Consider the following 19,111-nt stretch of genomic DNA (forward strand, 5'->3'; position numbering starts at 1 on the left):
TCCCAGCGCTGCGTCTTTTTTCGCCGCGGCTTTCCACCAGCAACAGGAAAGCTGCGGCGGGCATGCTTTTCGCTCTACCATCTCGATCTGGAGACCTTTCGAGCTGGAGCGCCGACCATGCGTATATCGCCACTTCCCCCCTTGCCCTCGCTGATCGCCTTTGAGGCCGCCATGCGCCATGGCAGCTTTACCCGCGCCGCCGCCGAGCTGCATCTTACGCAAAGCGCCATCAGCCGCCAGATCGCCCAGCTGGAGCGCTTCCTCGGCAAGAAGCTGTTCCTGCGCGAGCCGCGTGCGCTGCGACTGACCGTCAGCGGGCAGCGCTATGCCGCTTTGGTGCAGCGCCTGCTGGTCGATTGCGCCGAAGCCACCGAAGACATCATGAAGCGCAAGGGGCACCAGGAACTCACGGTGGCCTGCTCGCAGGGCGTGGCCGTGCTCTGGCTCACGCCGCGGCTGGCGCGCTTTCGCGCCCGGCATCCGGATTGCCACTTGCGCCTGGTCGTCAACGACAGCCTGGCCCAGCTCTCGGAAACCGACTTCGACATGGGCATCTACTTCCTGCGCGATGGCCCGCCCGCCGGCTTGGCCGCGCGCCGGCTGTATGACGAGGAAGTCTTCCCGGTCTGCTCGCCGGGCTACCTGGATGGACGCCTGCTGGCGCCAGAGGACCTGCGCCACCAGACCCTGTTGACCCTCGAGGATGGCCAGCGCCAATGGATGTCCTGGCAGAACTGGATGGCGCACAATGGCATGCCGGATGTGCGCATCGAACACCAGATCCTCTCCAATCAATATCCGGTGCTGCTGCAGCTGGCCATGGAAGGGCAGGGCGTGGTGCTGGCCTGGCGCCACATGATCGACGCCTGCATGGAGCAGGGCCTGCTGGTGCGCGCCTGCCAGGCCAGCGCCAGCCTGGGCGGCGGCTACTACGCCGTGTGGCCGCGTGACCGCATCGAACACGCCGCCGCACGCGCCTTCCGCAGCTGGCTGGTGGCCGAGAGCGAATCCACGCTGCTCTGAAACGGCCCCGTCCCGATACAATGAGGGCTTTCCCGCATCACGGACAGGCCATGACGCAAGCCAAGCCCTACAAGATTCCCGAATCGGTGCTGGTGGTGATCCACAGCGCCGACCAGCATGTGCTCTTGATCGAGCGCGCCGACCAGCCCGGTTTCTGGCAGTCGGTGACCGGCTCCAAGGACAGCCTGGATGAGCCCTTGTCGGAGACCGCCCGACGCGAAGTCGAGGAAGAAACCGGCATCGTGGTGGCCGACGCCGGCGTAGACTCTGTCCATGGTGAGTCCAACCGCGTCCCGCGGGCGCATCTGCGGGATTGGCAACTTTCCAACATCTATGACATCTATCCGGTCTGGCGGCACCGCTATGCGCCGGGCGTGACGAGGAACACCGAGCACGTCTTTGGCCTCCTGGTGCCGCGTGACATTCCGGTGACGCTGGCCCCGCGCGAACATACCCGCCATGTCTGGCTGCCCTATCGCGAAGCCGCCGACCGCTGTTTCTCGCCCTCCAATGCCGAGGCGATCCTGCAGTTGCCGCGCTACCTCGGCACCTAGCCAGCGCTTCGCGCGAGACCGGCGCCGGACAAGAACAAGAGAAAGGTTGCATCGATGAAGCTGCGTGTTGCCACATACAACATCCACAAGGGCGTGACCTCCTTCGCCGGTCGTCCGCGCATCCTGGCGCTCAAGCAGGCGCTGGCGCAACTGGACCCGGACATCCTGTTCCTGCAGGAAGTGCAGGGCCGCCACGATCTCAACGCCCTGCGCCACGCCTCCAACTGGCCGCAGCAAGGCCAGCACGAATACCTGGCCGGCGACACCCATCACGCCGCCTACGGCATGAACGCCGTCTATGACCACGGCCACCACGGCAATGCGCTGATCTCGCGCTTTGAAATCGCATCCATCCGCAACCAGGATGTCTCGGACCACGCCTACGAGTCACGCGGCATCCTGCATTGCGTGGTGCCGGTGGAGGGCGTAGAGGTGCATTGCTACGTGATCCACCTGGGCTTGTTCGCGGGTGGCCGCCGCCGCCAGATCGACGCGCTGATCCAGGCCGTCAGCACCTCTTCGCCCCCTGATGCGCCCTTGTTGATCGCCGGCGACTTCAACGACTGGACCAACCAGTTGAGCCGCACGCTCTACCAGAACCTGGGCGTGACCGAAGTGTTCGACCAGCCGCAACCCAACGCGCGCGGCGTGATGCAGGGCCTGCGCCGACTCGGCGGCTTGTCCGCCCCGATCCGCCCGGCGCGCACCTTCCCGGCCATGATGCCGTGGCTGCGGCTGGACCGCATCTACGTGCGCGGTTTCCGCGTGGAAACTGCGGAGGTCTTGAAGGATGGACCGTGGGCGCGTCTGTCCGACCACGCCCCTATCGTCACCGAACTGCACCTGGCCTGATCTTGCGCCACCTGACCTTTACCGACGGCAACCAGATCGCGCTGCTGCATAGCGGCGCGGGCTTCTATCCCGCCCTGATCAGCGCCATCGATGCGGCGCGCGTCGAGATCTACCTGGAAACTTATATTTTCTCGCTGGACGACACCGGCGTGCTAGTCTGCGAAGCCCTGCAACGAGCCGCAGGACGAGGCGTCGTGGTCTATGTCATCAATGACTGGCTGGGCACCGGCCGGGAAAATACTAACAAATTGCATCTGGCCCTGAGCGCGGCGGGCGTGCAGCATCGTTCGTTCAACCCCTGGTTCCGGCGCGGCGTGGCGCGCAGCCATCGCAAGCTGTGCGTGGTGGATCGCCAGGTGGCGTTTGTGGGCGGCCTCAACATCAATGACGACATGGTCTCTGACCGCGACCACATGACGCCGCTGCCGGCGCCGCGCTGGGATTTCGCGGTCAGCATCCTCGGGCCGCTGGTGCAGGAGATCTATCGTGAAGTGCAGGCCCAGTGGCTACGCGTAGGTCACATGAAACTGAAGGCGCGGTGGCGCAACTTCAAGCGCCTGCGCCACGGCCATAGCGGCCCCGTGCATGATCAGACCCAGGCCGCCCTGGTGGTGCGCGACAACTTCCGCAATCGCCGCACCATCCAGCGCGCCTACCTGCAGGCGCTGGGCCGCGCCCGCGAGAGCGCCTTCCTCGCCAATCCCTATTTCGCCCCCGGTCGCAAGATGCGCCGGGCGCTGGAAGAGGCCGCCATGCGCGGCGTCAAGGTCACCCTGCTGCTGGGCGTGGGCCAGTTCATGATGCAGGATGCCGTGGCCCACTCCTTCTATCCCAAGCTCTTGCGCGCGGGCGTGCGCATCATCGAATATACCCGCACCGAATTGCATGCCAAAGTGGCCGTGGTCGATGACAAATGGGCCACGGTCGGGTCGAGCAACTACGATGGGCTGTCCCTGTTTGTTAATCAGGAAGCCAACGTGGTGGTCCAGGACCCGGCCTTCGCCGGCTTCCTGCGCCAGGAGATCGAAGCGGGCGCCACCCAGGGCCGCGTCGTGCATCTGGCCGACTTCATGCACGTGCCCTGGTACAAGCGCGCAGCCTATGGTGCGGCCTTCCTCCTCTATCGGACGGTAATTCACATCATCACGCTGGGAAAAGATGCCTGAGATATATTTGGCGTCCGCTTGATTTACCGAAAATTCACCGTATCGCATTCCCCGCTGAAATGGAATAAGATGACCGCTCCGGTTTCCGGCGGGGAGCCCAGCGGCTTCCCGTCAATTTCTAATAAAAGGAGCGAGTTATGGATGATGTGGTCATTGTCGCAGCACAGAGAACGGCGATCGGCAAATTCGGCGGAGCCTTGTCGAAGATTGCGGCAGCCGATCTGGGTGCGCAAGTCATCAAGGCCTTGCTGGCCAAGACCGGCATCAAGCCCGAAGCGATCAGCGAAGTCATCCTCGGCCAGGTGTTGACGGCTGGCCTGGGCCAGAACCCGGCGCGCCAGTCGGTCATCAAGTCCGGCCTGCCCGACATGGTCCCGGCCTTCGTGGTCGGCAAGGTCTGCGGCAGCGGCCTGAAGGCCGTGCAACTGGCGGCCCAGGCCATCCGTTGCGGCGACGCCCAGATCGTCATCGCCGGCGGCCAGGAAAACATGAGCGCCTCCCCGCACGTACTGAACAACTCGCGCGACGGTTTCCGCATGGGCGACGCCAAGCTCACCGACACCATGATCGTCGATGGCCTGTGGGACGTCTACAACCAGTACCACATGGGCATTACCGCCGAGAACGTCGCCAAGAAGTTCGAGATCAGCCGCGAAGAGCAGGACGCCTTCGCCGCCGCCTCGCAGAACAAGGCAGAAGCCGCCCAGAAGGCCGGCAAGTTCAAGGATGAGATCGTGCCCATCGAAATCAAGGGCAAGAAGGAAACCGTGGTCTTCGACACCGACGAGTTCGTCAAGCACGGTGTCACCGCCGAATCCCTGGCCACGCTGCGCCCGGCCTTCGACAAGGCCGGTACGGTGACGGCCGGCAACGCCTCGGGCATCAACGATGGCGCCGCCGCCGTGGTGGTGACCTCGGCCAAGCTGGCTGCTGAGCTGGGTCTGCCGGTGCTGGCCAAGATCAAGGCCTACTCCTCGGCCGGCCTGGACCCCAGCATCATGGGCATGGGCCCGGTGCCGGCGTCGCAGCTGACCCTGAAGAAGGCCGGCTGGACCCCGCAGGACCTGGACCTGATGGAAATCAACGAAGCCTTCGCCGCGCAGGCCATTGCGGTGAACAAGCAGATGGGCTGGGACACCAGCAAGATCAACGTCAACGGCGGCGCCATCGCATTGGGCCACCCCATCGGCGCCTCGGGCTGCCGCGTGCTGGTGACCCTGCTGCACGAGATGGTGCGCCGTGACGCCAAGAAGGGTCTGGCCAGCCTCTGTATTGGTGGCGGCATGGGCGTGGCGCTGGCGGTGGAGCGTTGATTCTGTAGACCCGCTTGTTGCAATGAGGAAACGCCGGCTTGCGAGCCGGCGTTTTTTATTTTTCTTGGTTTTTTAGCTCTTTAGTTTTTTAAGTTTTTTAGTTTCTTAGTTTTTGGGCGCTATGCCCGCACCAGTTCAACTGGCCGGATGGAGGATTTCCGGCGGCAACTCCGCCTCGTGGTATTTCTTGTAGATCGTATTGAGTTCCCCATTACTCAGGTTGGTGCGGATCCAGCCGTCGATCTTTTCCTTGAGCCGCGGCTCTCCCTTGCGCAGCCCTACCGCCAGCAGATTGGCCTTGAGCGTGAGCTTGCTCTCGATGTCGCGCGACGGATTCTTTTGATTGACCACCTTCAGCAGCATGGGCGAGGTCGCCCAGATGTCGGCCTGGCCGCTGACCATGGCGGTCATCGAGGTGGCGTCATCGTCGAAACGGGTAATGGTGGCCGAGGATGGCGCGATCTTGGTCAGTTCCTGGTCGTTGGTGGTGCCGCGCGTGGCAATGATCTTCTTGCCGGCCAGGTCGGCCGGGCTGGTGATCTTCATGCTCCTGGGCGCGCCCACCACGACCAGGATGGGCGCATACGGGACGGAGAAATCGATGACCTTGGCACGCTCGGGCGTGATTGAGAAAGCCGAGATGACGATGTCGGCCTTGTTGGTCTGCAGATAGGGCACGCGATTGGTCAGCGTGGTCGGGACCACTTCCAGTTCCAGGCCAAAGTCCTTGGCCATGCGCTGGGCCGTCTCGACATCGGAGCCGATCAGCCTGAGCTTGTCGTCCTTCATGCTGTAGGGCGGCACTGCCAGGTCGATGGCCACGCGCAGCTTCTTGGCGGCCAGGATCGTATCGAGCTGATCGGCCTGCGCCGCACCAGCGCCCAGCAGCAACAGGCCCAACAAAGCCATCTGTACACGCCGGGCAGGGGATGAGGGGGAATGCATGTCTCGCTCCTTGTTTGATGAGTGTTAGGGTAGAACGCCAGCGGGGAAGAGAAAGCTCATAGACCGGTGCCGACAAAGCTGCGCAGTTCCGGCGTGACGGGCGCATCGAGAATCTCGGGGCCGCCCTGTTCCCACACCTGGCCCTGATGCATGAAGATGACCTGGTCGGCGACACGGCGCGCAAAGGCCATCTCATGCGTCACCAGAATCATGGTCATGCCCTCGCTGGCCATCTGCTCCATGACCTTGAGCACCTCGCCGGTCAGTTCAGGATCAAGCGCCGAGGTCACCTCGTCGAACAGCATCAGTTGCGGCTGCAACGCCAGCGAACGGGCGATGGCCACGCGTTGCTGCTGGCCGCCCGACAATTGCTCGGGATAGGCGCCAGCCTTGTCGGCCAGGCCCACCCGCGCCAGCACTTGCTGCGCCAGCGTCTGCGCTTGATCGGCTGGCATGCGCTTGACCGCGGTCGGACCCAGGGTGATGTTCTGCAGCACCGTCAGGTGCGGGAACAGGTTATAGCCCTGGAAGACGATGCCGACGTCGCGGCGCAAGCCGCGCAGGTCCAGCCCCGCAGCGTGCAGGGCATGGCCGCAGACGCTGATCTGGCCGGCATCGATCTGCTCCAGCCGGTTGATGCAGCGCAGGGCGGTACTCTTGCCCGATCCGCTCTTGCCGATGATGGCCACCACCTCGCCGCGTGCAACCTGAAAGGAGACGCCGCGCAGCACGGTGTTGCTGCCGAATCGCTTGTGGACGCCTTGTAGTTCAACGACGGTGTGCATGGAGTTTCCTTTCGAGCGCCCGGCTCCAGCGCGACAAGGGATAACACATGGCGAAGTACAGCAGCGCGGCGCTGCCGAAATACAGGAAGGGCTGGAAGGTGGAGTTGTTGAGCACCTTGGCGTTATAGGAAAGTTCGGCAAAGCCGATCACCAGCGATGCCACCGAGGTGTTCTTGATGACCTGCACCGCAAAGCCCACCGTGGGCGGCGTGGCCATGCGCAGGGCTTGCGGCAGCACGATCATGCGCATGCGTTGCCAGCGGCTCAGGCCGATGCATTCGGCGGCCTCCCACTGGCTCTTGTGGACCGACTGGATGCAGCCGCGCCAGATCTCTCCGAGGAAGGCGCTGGTATAGATCAGCATGGCCGTGGCGGCTGCCGGCAAGGCCTCGACCGTGCCGACGCCGGCCAGCGCCGGCCCATAGAAGCACACACCCATCAGGACCAGCAGCGGCGTGCCCTGGATCAGCTGTATCCAGGCGGCGGCCAGTCGCCGCAAGGGCCGCAGCGCAGAGACCCGGGCCAGCGCCAGCGCCAGGCCGGCCATCCCGCCCAGCAGCAGCGTCAGGCCTGACAGCAGGACCGTGCCCCAGGCCCCCTGCAGCAAGGACAGCAATTGTTCTTCGGACATGGCCGGCCTCACTCAGAGCGGCGTGCCCAGCTTGCGCCGGCGCGTGAAGACCAGTTGCCCCAGCAGCCAGAAGCCGGCCCGCATCAGGCAGGCCAGCGCCAGGTAGGCGGCCCACAACAGCAGAAACACCTCGAAGTTGCGGAAGGTATCGGACTGCACCCGATTGGCCACGCCCAGCAATTCCTCGGCACCCACCGATGAGAGGATGCTGGAGGCCAGCATCATCAGGACGAACTGGCTGGTCAGGGCCGGCCAGACCCGCTCCACCGCCGGCAGCAGGACCACGTGCCAGAACACCTGCGCGGGCGACAGTCCCAGGCAGCTGGCTGCTTCAAGCTGGCCGTGATGGATCGACTCCAGGCCGGCGCGGACGATCTCGCAGCTATAGGCGCCGATGTTGATGACCAGCGCCAGCGTGGCGCCGGCCATGATAGGCATGGTCACGCCCACCGAGGAAAGGCCGAAGATCAGGAAGTAGCACTGGATCAGCAAGGGCGTATTGCGGATCAGCTCGACATAGCCGCTCACGGCCGCGCGCAGCCAGCCATGCCGGCTGCCGCGCGCCACCGCGCAGGCGGCGCCCAGCACGAAACCCAGCAGCGTGGCCAGGAAGGACAGCTGGACCGTGGTCCAGGCGCCCTGCAGCAGCAGCGGCCAATGGGCGGCCACGCTGGCGAAATCGAATTCGTAATGCATGTCTGCTCCTCGCTCGGATGATCGGGCGATGCCTAGGCCTGCAAGCGGCGCAGGTAGCTTGCATCGAGCTGGTCGATATCGGGACAGGCCAGCAGGGCCAGCACCCGATCCACTTCGCTGCGCAGGATCTCCAGCGCCCGCGTCGCACCAGCCTGCCCGCCCGCCGCCAGGCCATAGGTGGTGGCGCGCCCCAGCAGGACGGCGTCAGCGCCCAGCGCAATGGCCTTGACGATGTCGGCGCCGCGCCGGAAGCCGCCGTCGAGCATCACGGTCAGTTGCCCCTTCACGGCCGCCACCACCTCGGGCAGCACGTCCATCGTCGAGAGTGCGCCATCGAGCTGACGCCCGCCGTGGTTGGAGAGGACGATGCCATCCACCCCCAGCGCCACGGCGCGTTGCGCATCCTCTACCTGCATCACACCCTTCAAGACCAGCTTGCCCGGCCAGATGCCGCGCAGCCATTGCACATCAGCCCAGTCCAGCGCCGCTGACAGCGATTGGCCCAGGATGGCGGCGGCCGCACCGCGCACGCTGGTCTGATCCGGCGGCAGCAGATCGCCCAGATTGGCGAAGCGGGGGAAACCGTGCGGATAGAGGATGTCGATGAGCCAGCGCGGATGGCGCAGCACGTCGAGCTTGTTGCGCCAGTCCAGGCGGCGTGGGCTGCTGAAGTTGCGCGCATCCCATTCGCGCTTGCCATAGACGGCGCTGTCGGTGGTGAGCACCAGCACGCCGATGCCGGCTGCCTGCGCCCGCTGCGCGACGCTGGCCACGAATGCACGGTCGCGGTACAGGTAGACCTGCTGCCACACCTGCGCGCCTGAGCGGCGCACCACTTCTTCCAGCGAGGTGGTCGATACATTGGTCAAGACGAAGGGCACTCCGGCAGAGGCGGCGGCGCTGGCCATGGCGACATCACCCTCGCGCGCCAGCAGGCCGCTGAATCCGGTCGGACCGATCAGGAAGGGGGAGGCGATGTCCTGGCCGAAGAGCCTGCGCCCCTGCCGGCGCACCGAGACGTCCACCAGCGTGCGCGGCAGGAAACCGATGCGGGTGAAGACCTCGCGGTTATGGCGCAGGCTGATTTCTTCCTCGGCCCCGCCCTCGACGTATTCGAAGCAGAAATTGGGCACCCGCTTGCGCGCCATGGCCCGCAGTTCTTCGATGCTCTGGGCGCGTTGCACATCCGCTCCGGCGTATAGGCGACGTTTCAATCCGACTCTCCCGATAAGGCGTGGTGGACATCCTGTTGATTGACGGCTCACATGGCTCATGTGGCTCATGTGGCTCATGTGGCTTGCTCGGCAGTGTATTAACTGGTCAGGCCAAAAGCAAATAGTTTTTATTGTTTTCGAATTGGTAAAGCCAATTGTGATCCCACAGCTTGTGAGACAATCGCCAACAGTCAATCCTGCAAGCTGTCTCTAAGGACAGCTTGCAGGGTCCCACCCGATCAGTCCAAACGATGGCCAGCCAGAAACCGACCGACTCCCGCCGCTTGTACCTGCAGATTGCCGATCGCCTGCGCACCGTGATGTATCAGCCCGGCTTCACCAGCCAGGGACGGCTGCCGCCTGAGCGGGCGCTGGCCGAACAACTGGGTGTGTCGCGGCCATCGATCCGCGAGGCGCTGGTCGCGCTGGAGCTGGAAGGGCGGGTGGAAATCCGCATGGGCTCCGGGGTCTACCTGACCCAGGCAGCGCCACCGGGGCAGCAGGAAGAGCCGGCGCCGGACAAGGAAATGGGCAACAGCCTGAGCGACATCATGGGTGCGCGGGCGATCTTCGAGGGCGCGATCGTGGCGCTGGTGGCGCCGCTGGCCAAGCCCCGCGACATCAAGGCGCTGCGCGCCATCTATGACACCATGGAGCGTGAATGCCAGGCCGGCCAGAGTCCGGCTGCGACCGACCGCGACTTCCACATCCGTATTGCCCGCATGACCGGCAACGACGTGCTGGTACAGACCGTAGCCCGGCTTTACGACGAACGCCAGGATCCGATCTCGGCCAAGCTGCTGGATCACTACGAGCCGGAAGACAGCTGGCTGACCGCCCTGCACGAACATCGCGAGATCCTGGAAGCCATCGAAGCACGCGATGCCATCCAGGCACAGGCGGCCATGCAGCGGCATCTGAAGATGTCGCTCAAGCGGACCATGAGCACCATGACGCGGCGCGACGCCTAGTTTGTGCTGACCGCAGGCGAGAAATTGCGGATGATGATGTCTTTGCGCCCTGACGGCAGGGGCAGGTTGGCTTGATCCAGCCATTGCCACTGGATATCTTTCGGGGAAATTTCCAAGCCACGCTCACGTGGATCGGGGAAGGATTGACCTTCTTCCACATAGGCCTGGCGCGTCCACAAGTTGAAGACCTTGCTCAGAGGATGGGCCGGATCGATGGTCCCATGCCAGATACCCGTAGCAGGTGCAGGGAGTAAGCCGCTGGAGCGTAACTCGCGAGAAGGAACGGGGACCTCACGCAGCACACCTTGTGGCACACGCCAGTCAGGGACATGTCGTTCTGCTAGAGATTTGGGGATGGGTGTGCCGAGATAGTGGAAACGAAGAACGCCGGACTCTTTTGTAATGTCTTCAGGGGGTGTGAAGGATTCGCCCAGCGCGTAGTACATCGGTACCTGCGCAGCATTCCAGGCGACTTGCTTGGGTGTGTAAGGTTTGGCCAATTGAGCGAGCCAAAAGCCGCTGATGATGGCATCGGTGTGCAGATGCTGGATCAGGTGGCCACCTTGCGGCTCGTCAGGGAGGACAAGTCCATCGGGGATATGAGCGCGGCCCTGACGCAGCGAGGCGGGAGAGGGCTTGATGTCCGCCAGGGAGGCTGTTTTGACGGGCTTGGCGCCATCGATCAGGGTCTGCTTGTCGCCATCCCAGTAGGGGAGGATGGCAGGGGGTAGAGGGAGAACCTTGTCCAGGTTGGGGAGGCGGAGGTCGGGATTGAGGCGGAGCAGATGAGCGATGGCCCCATAGCGATCTCCTCTATCTTGGTCTACCTGGTGTTGGGCCGTCGCATCACCCGCTCTAAAGCTGACGGCAAGGAAGATTGCGCTCTTTTCGCTACCGAATTTCACACCGTCATGCAAAATGTTGAGGGCTCGTTGCTGGTCGCCGTCCAATCCAAGGCTAAGTCCCAAGATCGACGCAGCTCTTCCGTTTTCTTGGGCATGGGCGCATTCCATCAGCTTGTAAGCGAGAGCCTTGTTTCCCCAGGTCTCGCGTGCGGGGTCATCACGGCTTGCATTGAGTCTTTCGCCGAGGTATGCCTGGGCGTCAGCACTTCCCATTTCAGCTGCCAGAGACCAGAAGGCATACGCGCGAGTCGCATCTTGCCTCACACCGGTACCATTGATATGCAGGGTCCCCATAAAATCAAAGGCACGAGGAATTCCCATCTTCATTACTTCTTCAACGAGTGAAACCGCTCGCTCCGTATCTTTCCCCACCCCTTTCCCTTGGATGTATAAGCTGGCCAAATTCAGCATTGCTTGCCAGTGCTTTTCTTCTGCGGATTTACTCCATAGCTTTGCCGCTTTCACGTAATCTCGGTCGTCTGGCCATAGATCAAAGCTGGTGGCTGCCAGGCCTTCTCTGAACCAAGTTTCCGCCTCTTCGTTAAGAGGAGTCTCGCTGTACTTCTCGTAATTGCAGGGAAACTCTTTGCGATGAGGATCGAATGCCTTGAGGGCCATATTGCGGGGAAGCTTATGCATGAACATTGATATCAGAAGAAAGAATACGATTGGTGACAACAAAACGACCCCTATGGTGGTGCCGCCTAATTTGATTTTTCTGATGAAGATCGTTAGCATGGGCAGGGGTTATGCGATTCGCATATTGGATGTGCGCTTATCTTCGAAGGGGATAAGGAAACCCTTGCAAGGTTTTTGGTCGTCTTTGCTTATCCTGTTCTCAGACAGTAATTTGACCCAAGCATCAAATGCTTCCTGAATAGCGTGATGGCCTCCGTCTCCGCCATTGCATCTGATCGCATCGTCCGTGTGCATAGTGAAAACTCGTGATCGCAAGTTCTTGCTCAACCGAGGATCATCACACCCGATATTGATCTCAGCATCCACGGCCATACTGCGCAGATTGAGATTGGCGCTGCCCAGCGTAAAGAAGGCATCGTCAATGATCATCAGCTTGCTGTGGATGTAGATCTCCCGATATTTCTCGCCCTTGCTGACTCCGTCGTGATCGTAGGTCCACAGACTGGCCACGAGAGTTTTGATGCCGAGCGAATCGAGTTCCTTGGCAATGTCTGCATTGCTTCTGGGATTGGTATTGGGAGTCAGTGCCTTCGGTTTGCGCACCAGTTCTGGCGGGGCGCCATCTTCCCTCTCCTTGAACTCATGCCTCTCCACTTCCTTCATCCGTTCCTGATGAGCCCTTTCTCTCGCCAATTCGCTTTCTAATTCCTTGTCCTGATTGGGCATTGAAGTGCCATGCCCGAGTGCCTTGACGGTGTCATGCGAGGCCGGCACCATCTGCGTGCGCTCCGGGGTGGGGATTGCAATCTAGGGATGATTTTTTGCTGTGTCAGCAGGATCGAAGTTACGGATGGTGATGTCCTTGCGCCCCGATGGCAGAGGCTGATTTGCCTGATCGAGCCATTGCCACTGGATATCTTTCGGGGAAATATCCAAGCCACGCTCACGTGGATCAGGGAAGGATTGACCTTCTTCCACGTAGGCCTGGCGCGTCCACAAGTTGAAGACCTTGCTCAGAGAATGGGCCGGATCGATGGTCCCATGCCAGATACCCGTAGCAGGTGCAGGGAGTAAGCCGCTGGAGCGTAACTCGCGAGAAGGAACGGGGACCTCACGCAGCACACCTTGTGGCACACGCCAGTCAGGGACATATCGTTCTGCTAGAGATTTTGGAATGGGTGTGCCGAGATAGTGGAAACGAAGAACGCCGTCATCTTTTGTAATGTCTTCAGGGGCTGTGAAGGATTCGCCCAGCGCGTAGTACATCGGTACCTGCGCAGCATTCCAGGCGACTTGCTTGGGTGTGTAAGGTTTGGCCAATTGGGCGAGCCAAAAGCCGCTGATGATGGCATCGGTGTGCAGATGCTGGATCAGGTGGCCACCTTGCGGCTCGTCAGGGAGGACAAGTCCATCGGGGATATGAGCGCGGCCCTGACGCAGCGAGGCGGGAGAGGGCTTGATGTCATCCAGTGAGGCTGTTTTGACGGGCTTGGCGCCATCGATCAGGGTCTGCTTGTCGCCATCCCAATAGGGGAGGACCGCGGGAGGAAGAGGGAGAACCTTGTCGAGGTTGGGGAGGCGGAGGTCGGGGTTGAGGCGGAGCAGATCTCCGATGGCCTTGTAGCGCTCGGCTCGATCTTGGTCAACGTGCTGTCCGGTTAGTTCTGTATGGATCAAGAAACTGGCTGCCAGATAGTTCGCGCTGCCCTTGCTTCCAAATCTGACTCCATCATGCAAGATATTTAGGGCGTCCTCGTACTTTCCATTGACGTTCAAACTCACACCTAGATTCAAGCTGGCTTCAGCATTTTCCTGCGCGTAGCTACAACGGAGCATTTGAAGAGCGATAGATTTATTGCCCCAAAACGAGCCATTGGCATCGTCGTAAGTTGCATTGAGTTTGCCGCCCAGATATGCCTGAGCTTCTGCATCGCCCAGATTGGCGGCAAGGGCCCAGAACGCATAGGCGCGTGTTGCGTTCTGTTGCACGCCAGTGCCGTTCATGTGGTACCGGCCCATTAATTCGTAAGCTCTGGGGACGCCCATTTTCATGGCGTCTTCGACAAGAACAACTGCTTGTTCAGTATCTCGCAAGATTCCCCGGCCGTCCAAGTAGAGTCCGGCCAAGTTCAGCATTGCCTTCCAGTGGTTTTTCTGTGCTGCTTTCTTCCATAAGGAGGCAGCTCTCTTATAGTCTCTGTCGTCCGGCCACAAGTCATTGCTGGTAACGGCCATTCCCTCCCGGAACCAGTCTTCAGCTTGCTCATCAAGGATGGGTTCGCTATCTTTCTCATATTTGCAGGAAAACTCCCTTGAGTGAGGATCGAAGGCTGCCAGTGGCATATTACGAGTAAAGTCATTCATAGAACACGCTGTAAAAAAGATTGTGATCAGTGTGACCAAGCAGCTTTTCGGATAGGTAGAGACTGCGACACGGAAGCCATGAAATCCATTGACCATTTGTTGTTCTCAGGCGAAACGGATCTTGGAAGTTCTCTTATCCTCGAAAGGAATCAAGAAACCCACTGGGGAGTTCTTCTCCTCTCTTTTAACTTTGTTGGTGATTAGCAGGCGCTCCCATAAAATGAACGTATTCGCAATGGAAGTGCTGCTTCCGTCTCCACCATCACTTTGCTCTGAATTTCCTGCGTGCAAAGAGAACACCTCCCGCCGCAGTTTCTCGCTCAACCGAGGATCATCACACCCGATATTGATCTCAGCATCCACGGCCATGCTGCGCAGATTGAGATTGGCGCTGCCTAGCGTAAAGAAGGCATCGTCAATGATCATCAGCTTGCTGTGGATGTAGATCTCCCGATATTTCTCGCCCTTGCTGACTCCGTCGTGATCGTAGGTCCACAGACTGGCCACGAGAGTTTTGATGCCGAGCGAATCGAGTTCCTTGGCAATGTCTGCATTGCTTCTGGGATTGGTGTTGGGAGTCAGTGCCTTCGGTTTGCGCACCAGTTCTGGCGGGGCGCCATCTTCCCTCTCCTTGAACTCATGCCTCTCCACTTCCTTCATCCGTTCCTGATGAGCCCTTTCTTCCGCTAGTTCTCGTTCTAATTCCTTGTCCTGATTAGGCATCGAAGCGCCATGCCCGAGTGCCTTGACGGTGTCATGCGTGGCCGGCACCATCTGCGTGCGCTCTGGGGTGGGGATGACGATGAAGACATGCAGATCGGGAAGTTTCTTCATTGGTTGTCCAGCCGCCTTCCAGGCGGCGATGAAATCACGCCGCAGCTGCTTGAGATACTTCGCCCACTCTGTGTACTGGAAATACTGGTTCTCGATGTAGATGTAGTTGGAAGCGAAGCTGGTCGCTTGTCGATACAGTCGCTGGATGGTCTTGTCGCCTTCCTCCGGTTGTGTACGCACGATTTGAGCCCGGTGGGTGGAATTGTTGGCGCTTTTCTTGAGCCCTGCTGGTGGTGATCGCAGATCATGCGTACGCTTGATTTTCTGGTTGGCGGTGGCCACCCGGTTCCAGGCGTCGACGAAGTTCTTGCTCACGCTGATGAGGGTCTCGCCGCAAATGCGGCAGGCGTAATCTTGTAAAGGCTTCAGTCCGGGTAAATCATCTCCGCCGCCTTCCCACGAATGGCCACGACGCGGATCGTAAAACAAGTGCTCTCTGGTATCCCAGTAATCTGTGACGCTGTTCAATCCCATCACGTAACCGACGGCGTGTTCTCCGTCTGCATGGTCGTAGTCGATGAGTATCGTTTTTTGATGGGCAGTCGATACTTGAACCAGTGTGTGATGCTCCACCATCGTCAGGTTGGTCGACTTCTCTTCTTTAAGACTCTGCCGGACCTTGTCAGCATCGCCCGTACGGACCTTGAAGGTGAGATGCGGATGCATACCATGAGTGGCGTCAGAGAACCAGAGTGCATTGAAGTGGTGGCGGCGCTCCTGCGGCGTGAGGCCCGTGTCGTGCGGCTTCCCGGATAGGCGCTCGTGATGCCGGATGCGCTTGACCTGATCCGCGTTAAGTGTGCCGTAACCCGGCGTATTCTTTGCCATGGTGGAGGCCAGGTTCTCGCGCCAGCACAGCACCCGCACCTCGACCGGCTTGCCGTTGTTGTATTTGCCGGCCGCGACTTCCCTGAGCAAGTCACCCCAGGTCGGGCCGCGAGGCCAGGTATCGCCGTTGCGCTCCAGTTCCATGGCGGGATCGAAGCCCCAGCAGATGATCTCCACGCTATGTCGCGCCCGGCGGATGTCTTGCAGGATACGGGCAAAGCCCTCTTTGCCACAGATCAGCACTTCGAGCTGGTTGGCGTGATAGATCGGGGAGTTGCTGTCTTCTGCGCGCTCCAGTAGCCATTGCGCTGTTGCGGTGGCGCTTCGTTTGCGCAGACTAAGAGGGACGCTGCTTGGGTGGTGAGTCTGGGTCATGATGGGGCTCCTGAGTTGTAAAAGATTCAGGCGCCGGCATGGCGCAGCCGGCTCTCAGAGTCGGTTTCGGCGCTGCGATAGCCTGATGCAGCCAGCTGGTGGTCTAGATCGCCGAGTTCCTCTTGAACCGGCAAGTCGAAGTGGTAGCCATTGGATAGCCTGACGGAATAGCTGTCATCGCCTGGCTGATGGTCTTTGATGCGTAATTGTCCTGCTGCGTCGGTGACCCCCACTGCAATCTGCTCACCCTGCTTGAAGAGCGTGTACGGCTGGTGCGCCAGTAGCCTCCCGTCGCGTGCGTGACTGCGCAGGCGAACCATCAAACTGCTGCTCTGCTGCAATTCTTCATAGGTCGGCGGGGGCGGGATGTCGGGCGGCGGGCAATTGGCGGGCCCCAGGACGTGATGCATGGCCGCCTGCTGCCGCCACTCGCCTGAGGTGCCATGTTCGATGGCGCTGGCGTTCCAGCGACTGAAGCTGCCTCCTCCCGCGACTTCCGTGGTCTCGCGCGAGCGGATGCTGATCTTGGGGGCCTGCAGGATGATCTCTTCGCTGGCTTCCAGCAAAATGCGGCGTGCGGCACTGAGGTCGATATGCTCCTCATGGGCCTGGATCTTGATGCTGCCTTTGCCGCTGATAAGCTTCATATGTTTGGCTGCAAAGGCGCTGAGCATCTCGCCGGCTCGCATCAGCAGCCGGCGCCCTGCGCTGAGTTGGGTATTGGCCCGGCTGACCAAGTCAATGTGTTGTGCTGCGCCCAGCACCATGGTGTCCTGGCTCGTAATGCTCACGCCAGCCGGTGCGTCGACCGCCACCATCGGCGTTTCGGCGCGCACTGCCCCGTTGGCGACATCGCCAGCATCCCACGCCCGCAGTTGTGCCCTGATGCGCTCCAGCTGTGCCACGTCAGTCGCTTCGGCATGATGCCGGGCGGCATCGTGGCTCAGGCGTTGTGCCAGTTCCTGCAGGTTGTCCAGCGTCTCTAGCAGGGCAGCGCGCTCCAGCATGCGACCGCGCCCACGATCCTGGCTCTGCGCCGTGATCATTACACCCTTGGCAGCGCGCATCACGCCATGCCCATCGGTTCGCGCTTCCAGGCCCTCGCCGCGGTCTTCGCCTCGTCCGCCGTGACGAGGTTCGGTCAGATAGCCCAGATTGAGCTGGCTGTGCTGGTGCTCGCTGGCCAGCTGCGTGCTGATCTGGCCGGGGCTGTCATCCAGGCGCAACTGGTTATAGCGCGCCCCGCCGATCTCCTTGGTCTTGATGCCCGAGAGGAAGCGATTGCCCGGCAAGCTGCCGCTGTGGCTGAAGCGCGCAGGCAGATTGATGCCGTTGTGAAGTACGCCTGCCACGAACATCTTGTCGGGATCGCCGCCAAGGAAATCGATCAGCACTTCCATCCCCACCCTTGGCACGGCATCGTGCCCATAACCTGCGCCGGCCCAGGCGCTTGATACGCGTACGAAGGCGCTGTCCTGCTCATGTCCGCTGGCGCCCGCACCTTGGGCATGAGCATGGTCTTCGGGATGCAGGCCCTGCAGTTGCACCTTGATGCGGCCCAGTTCGTCGCAGTACACCTCCTCTTTTGAGGGACCTACGACAAGCGCCGTGATCGGATGAACGGGCGGCAGATGCAGCCGAGGATCGTAGTGAGGTGCCAGCGGCGCGGTGCGGCGCCTGCAGGTAAGCTGGTTGCGGTAGCGCAGGTCCGCTGCACTATGCGCCAGATTTTTCCAGGGCGACGCCGGCGCCAGCCTCCGTATGGCATCCTGCAGCACCGTTGGGAAATTGTTTTCGGCCTGCTGCTGCAAGGACGTGACGAGGAACTCGCGCTGGGCGGGTTTCTGGCCCCGCATATCAGGATGTCCGTCAAGCAGGAACCAGTGCCCCACTGCAAGGTCACGCACCGTGCCGCTGGCGTCGAAGGATTCGCTTCGGGCCTCGTGCGCCAGCATGCGCGTATCTGCCAGGCGGAGATGGTCATTTTGACTATCGGCTGCGTGCGGCGCTTCGATCAGTCCGTCGCGCAGGATGTTCGCCAGTTTGTACCCTGCGTCGCCCTGGTCCACTATGCTGTGGCTGCTTGCTTCCTCCGCGCGCACAGCCTTGTAATCCCAGCTGCGGCGCCATACGCTGCCAGGCACCAGACTGCGCTGGCGGCTCCACGCACTGATGGCGTCGCGCTCTTCAGTGGCGCCATCGCGGTGATAGCGCACCGTGCCCGCGGCGGCTCGGGGCAGCAAGGCTGGCTGATCGCAGAAGACCAGCGTGTGGATCGGTATGTCCGCGTGGGTCGCGATGGCGGTTTCGTCAGCCTGCTGGCCACTGGCGACATACCAGGCGATACCTTCGCGCCGGCACAGGCGCCTGATGAAATGCGCATCGGACTCGTTGAACTGATGGCTGATCTCGCGAGCCGGATAGCGGGTGTCGTCCAGACCGTCAAGATCGAATTTGAACGCCGCGGCCAAGGTAGAGCTGCGTTGACGCCACTCGCTGAGCAGGATCTCGAGGATGCTTGGCACGCTCAGTCGGCGGAAGATGCGGGTGTTGACACGCCCTTCCATGATCGAAAGCGCGTCCCGCATCGTCAATTGATAAACCCTTAGCGCTCCATCGGCATGGCCGGCGCAGGCATCCGTGATGAGGCCATTGGTGTGATGCAGCCGGCCTCGGTCGGTCACCATCTCCACGCCCAGCGGCTGCCCCAGCAGGGTATGCAGAGGCAAATCGGGATCGGTCGACACGCAGGTCAATTGCACCTGCATGCCTTCCAGCAAGGTCTCCTGGATGTCGACGCGCTGCAGCAGCAGCGATTGTTCAAACCGTTGCTCCTGTGGACCCCACCGTAGCCGGATGGGACGCAGATTCTGGGAAAGAATGGCACTGGCGAAAGCCGCGGTGATGGTTGCAAAATGGTCTGTCATGGCGGGACCGGATGGCAGCTCTGGTACGGTTGAGAAAGCCGTCTACCATACCGGCGGCGGTCCGCTGGAAATGAGATGGCGCCATAAAA

The 19,111-nt window shown here is 61.2% G+C and carries 16 protein-coding genes; 6 read left to right on the forward strand and 10 right to left on the reverse strand.

The features are described 5' to 3' along the window. Positions 1-117 precede the first annotated feature (117 nt). From ACP92_RS01160 to ACP92_RS01180, 5 genes are all read left to right on the forward strand, one after another. On the forward strand, positions 118-1,023 hold the full coding sequence (locus ACP92_RS01160; RefSeq protein WP_013232283.1) for a LysR substrate-binding domain-containing protein: 906 nt from the start codon (positions 118-120) through the stop codon (positions 1,021-1,023). 50 nt (positions 1,024-1,073) lie between these two features. Continuing rightward, positions 1,074-1,577, forward strand: a complete 504-nt coding sequence (gene nudB / locus ACP92_RS01165; RefSeq protein WP_013232284.1) for a dihydroneopterin triphosphate diphosphatase — start codon at positions 1,074-1,076, stop codon at positions 1,575-1,577. A gap of 54 nt (positions 1,578-1,631) precedes the next feature. Then, positions 1,632-2,429, forward strand: coding sequence for an endonuclease/exonuclease/phosphatase family protein (locus tag ACP92_RS01170; RefSeq protein ID WP_013232285.1), 798 nt, complete (start codon positions 1,632-1,634; stop codon positions 2,427-2,429). Positions 2,430-2,431: 2 nt separating this feature from the next. Beyond that, complete coding sequence (locus ACP92_RS01175; RefSeq protein ID WP_013232286.1) at positions 2,432-3,595, forward strand: phospholipase D-like domain-containing protein; 1,164 nt, start codon at positions 2,432-2,434, stop codon at positions 3,593-3,595. Between the two features lie 137 nt (positions 3,596-3,732). Then, positions 3,733-4,908, forward strand: a complete 1,176-nt coding sequence (locus ACP92_RS01180) for an acetyl-CoA C-acetyltransferase (protein ID WP_013232287.1) — start codon at positions 3,733-3,735, stop codon at positions 4,906-4,908. 135 nt (positions 4,909-5,043) lie between these two features. Here the strand turns inward: ACP92_RS01180 and ACP92_RS01185 are convergent, their stop codons facing one another. Genes ACP92_RS01185 through ACP92_RS01205 form a run of 5 tightly spaced genes read right to left on the reverse strand, consistent with a single transcriptional unit; the run spans position 5,044 to position 9,179 of the window. Then, positions 5,044-5,853 (reverse strand): transporter substrate-binding domain-containing protein, encoded by an 810-nt coding sequence (locus ACP92_RS01185; protein WP_013232288.1) that lies wholly within the window; start codon positions 5,851-5,853, stop codon positions 5,044-5,046. A 56-nt stretch (positions 5,854-5,909) separates the two neighbouring features. After that, positions 5,910-6,638, reverse strand: a complete 729-nt coding sequence (locus tag ACP92_RS01190) for an amino acid ABC transporter ATP-binding protein (protein ID WP_013232289.1) — start codon at positions 6,636-6,638, stop codon at positions 5,910-5,912. Then, on the reverse strand, positions 6,622-7,269 hold the full coding sequence (locus ACP92_RS01195; protein ID WP_013232290.1) for an amino acid ABC transporter permease: 648 nt from the start codon (positions 7,267-7,269) through the stop codon (positions 6,622-6,624). Before ACP92_RS01195 ends, ACP92_RS01190 begins: the two co-directional genes overlap by 17 nt. Positions 7,270-7,281: 12 nt before the next feature. Continuing rightward, positions 7,282-7,965 carry an amino acid ABC transporter permease gene (locus ACP92_RS01200; protein WP_013232291.1) on the reverse strand — a complete coding sequence of 228 codons (684 nt, stop codon included), beginning with the start codon at positions 7,963-7,965 and terminating at the stop codon, positions 7,282-7,284. A gap of 32 nt (positions 7,966-7,997) precedes the next feature. After that, entirely contained in the window at positions 7,998-9,179 is a 1,182-nt protein-coding gene (locus ACP92_RS01205; protein ID WP_041309980.1) for an alpha-hydroxy acid oxidase, read from the reverse strand. A 251-nt stretch (positions 9,180-9,430) separates the two neighbouring features. Between ACP92_RS01205 and ACP92_RS01210 the strand changes: the two genes are divergently transcribed. Then, complete coding sequence (locus tag ACP92_RS01210; protein WP_041309983.1) at positions 9,431-10,150, forward strand: FadR/GntR family transcriptional regulator; 720 nt, start codon at positions 9,431-9,433, stop codon at positions 10,148-10,150. Here the strand turns inward: ACP92_RS01210 and ACP92_RS01215 are convergent. The 5 genes from ACP92_RS01215 to ACP92_RS01235 all read right to left on the reverse strand — a co-directional run bounded on the left by ACP92_RS01215 (position 10,147) and on the right by ACP92_RS01235 (position 19,022). Beyond that, positions 10,147-11,793, reverse strand: coding sequence for an SEL1-like repeat protein (locus tag ACP92_RS01215; protein WP_048348479.1), 1,647 nt, complete (start codon positions 11,791-11,793; stop codon positions 10,147-10,149). The genes ACP92_RS01210 and ACP92_RS01215 overlap by 4 nt on opposite strands. A gap of 9 nt (positions 11,794-11,802) precedes the next feature. Continuing rightward, on the reverse strand, positions 11,803-12,471 hold the full coding sequence (locus ACP92_RS24465) for a phospholipase D-like domain-containing protein (RefSeq protein WP_013232295.1): 669 nt from the start codon (positions 12,469-12,471) through the stop codon (positions 11,803-11,805). Positions 12,472-12,501: 30 nt separating this feature from the next. Continuing rightward, entirely contained in the window at positions 12,502-14,097 is a 1,596-nt protein-coding gene (locus ACP92_RS01225; RefSeq protein WP_085943909.1) for an SEL1-like repeat protein, read from the reverse strand. Positions 14,098-14,163: 66 nt separating this feature from the next. Then, positions 14,164-16,095 carry a phospholipase D-like domain-containing protein gene (locus tag ACP92_RS01230; RefSeq protein WP_013232297.1) on the reverse strand — a complete coding sequence of 644 codons (1,932 nt, stop codon included), beginning with the start codon at positions 16,093-16,095 and terminating at the stop codon, positions 14,164-14,166. Positions 16,096-16,121: 26 nt separating this feature from the next. Next, positions 16,122-19,022: a type VI secretion system Vgr family protein gene (locus ACP92_RS01235; protein ID WP_013232298.1), complete on the reverse strand. Its 2,901-nt coding sequence runs from the start codon at positions 19,020-19,022 to the stop codon at positions 16,122-16,124. Between the last annotated feature and the right edge of the window lie 89 nt (positions 19,023-19,111).

Source organism: Herbaspirillum seropedicae (assembly GCF_001040945.1).
Classification (GTDB): Bacteria; Pseudomonadota; Gammaproteobacteria; order Burkholderiales; family Burkholderiaceae_D; genus Herbaspirillum; species Herbaspirillum seropedicae.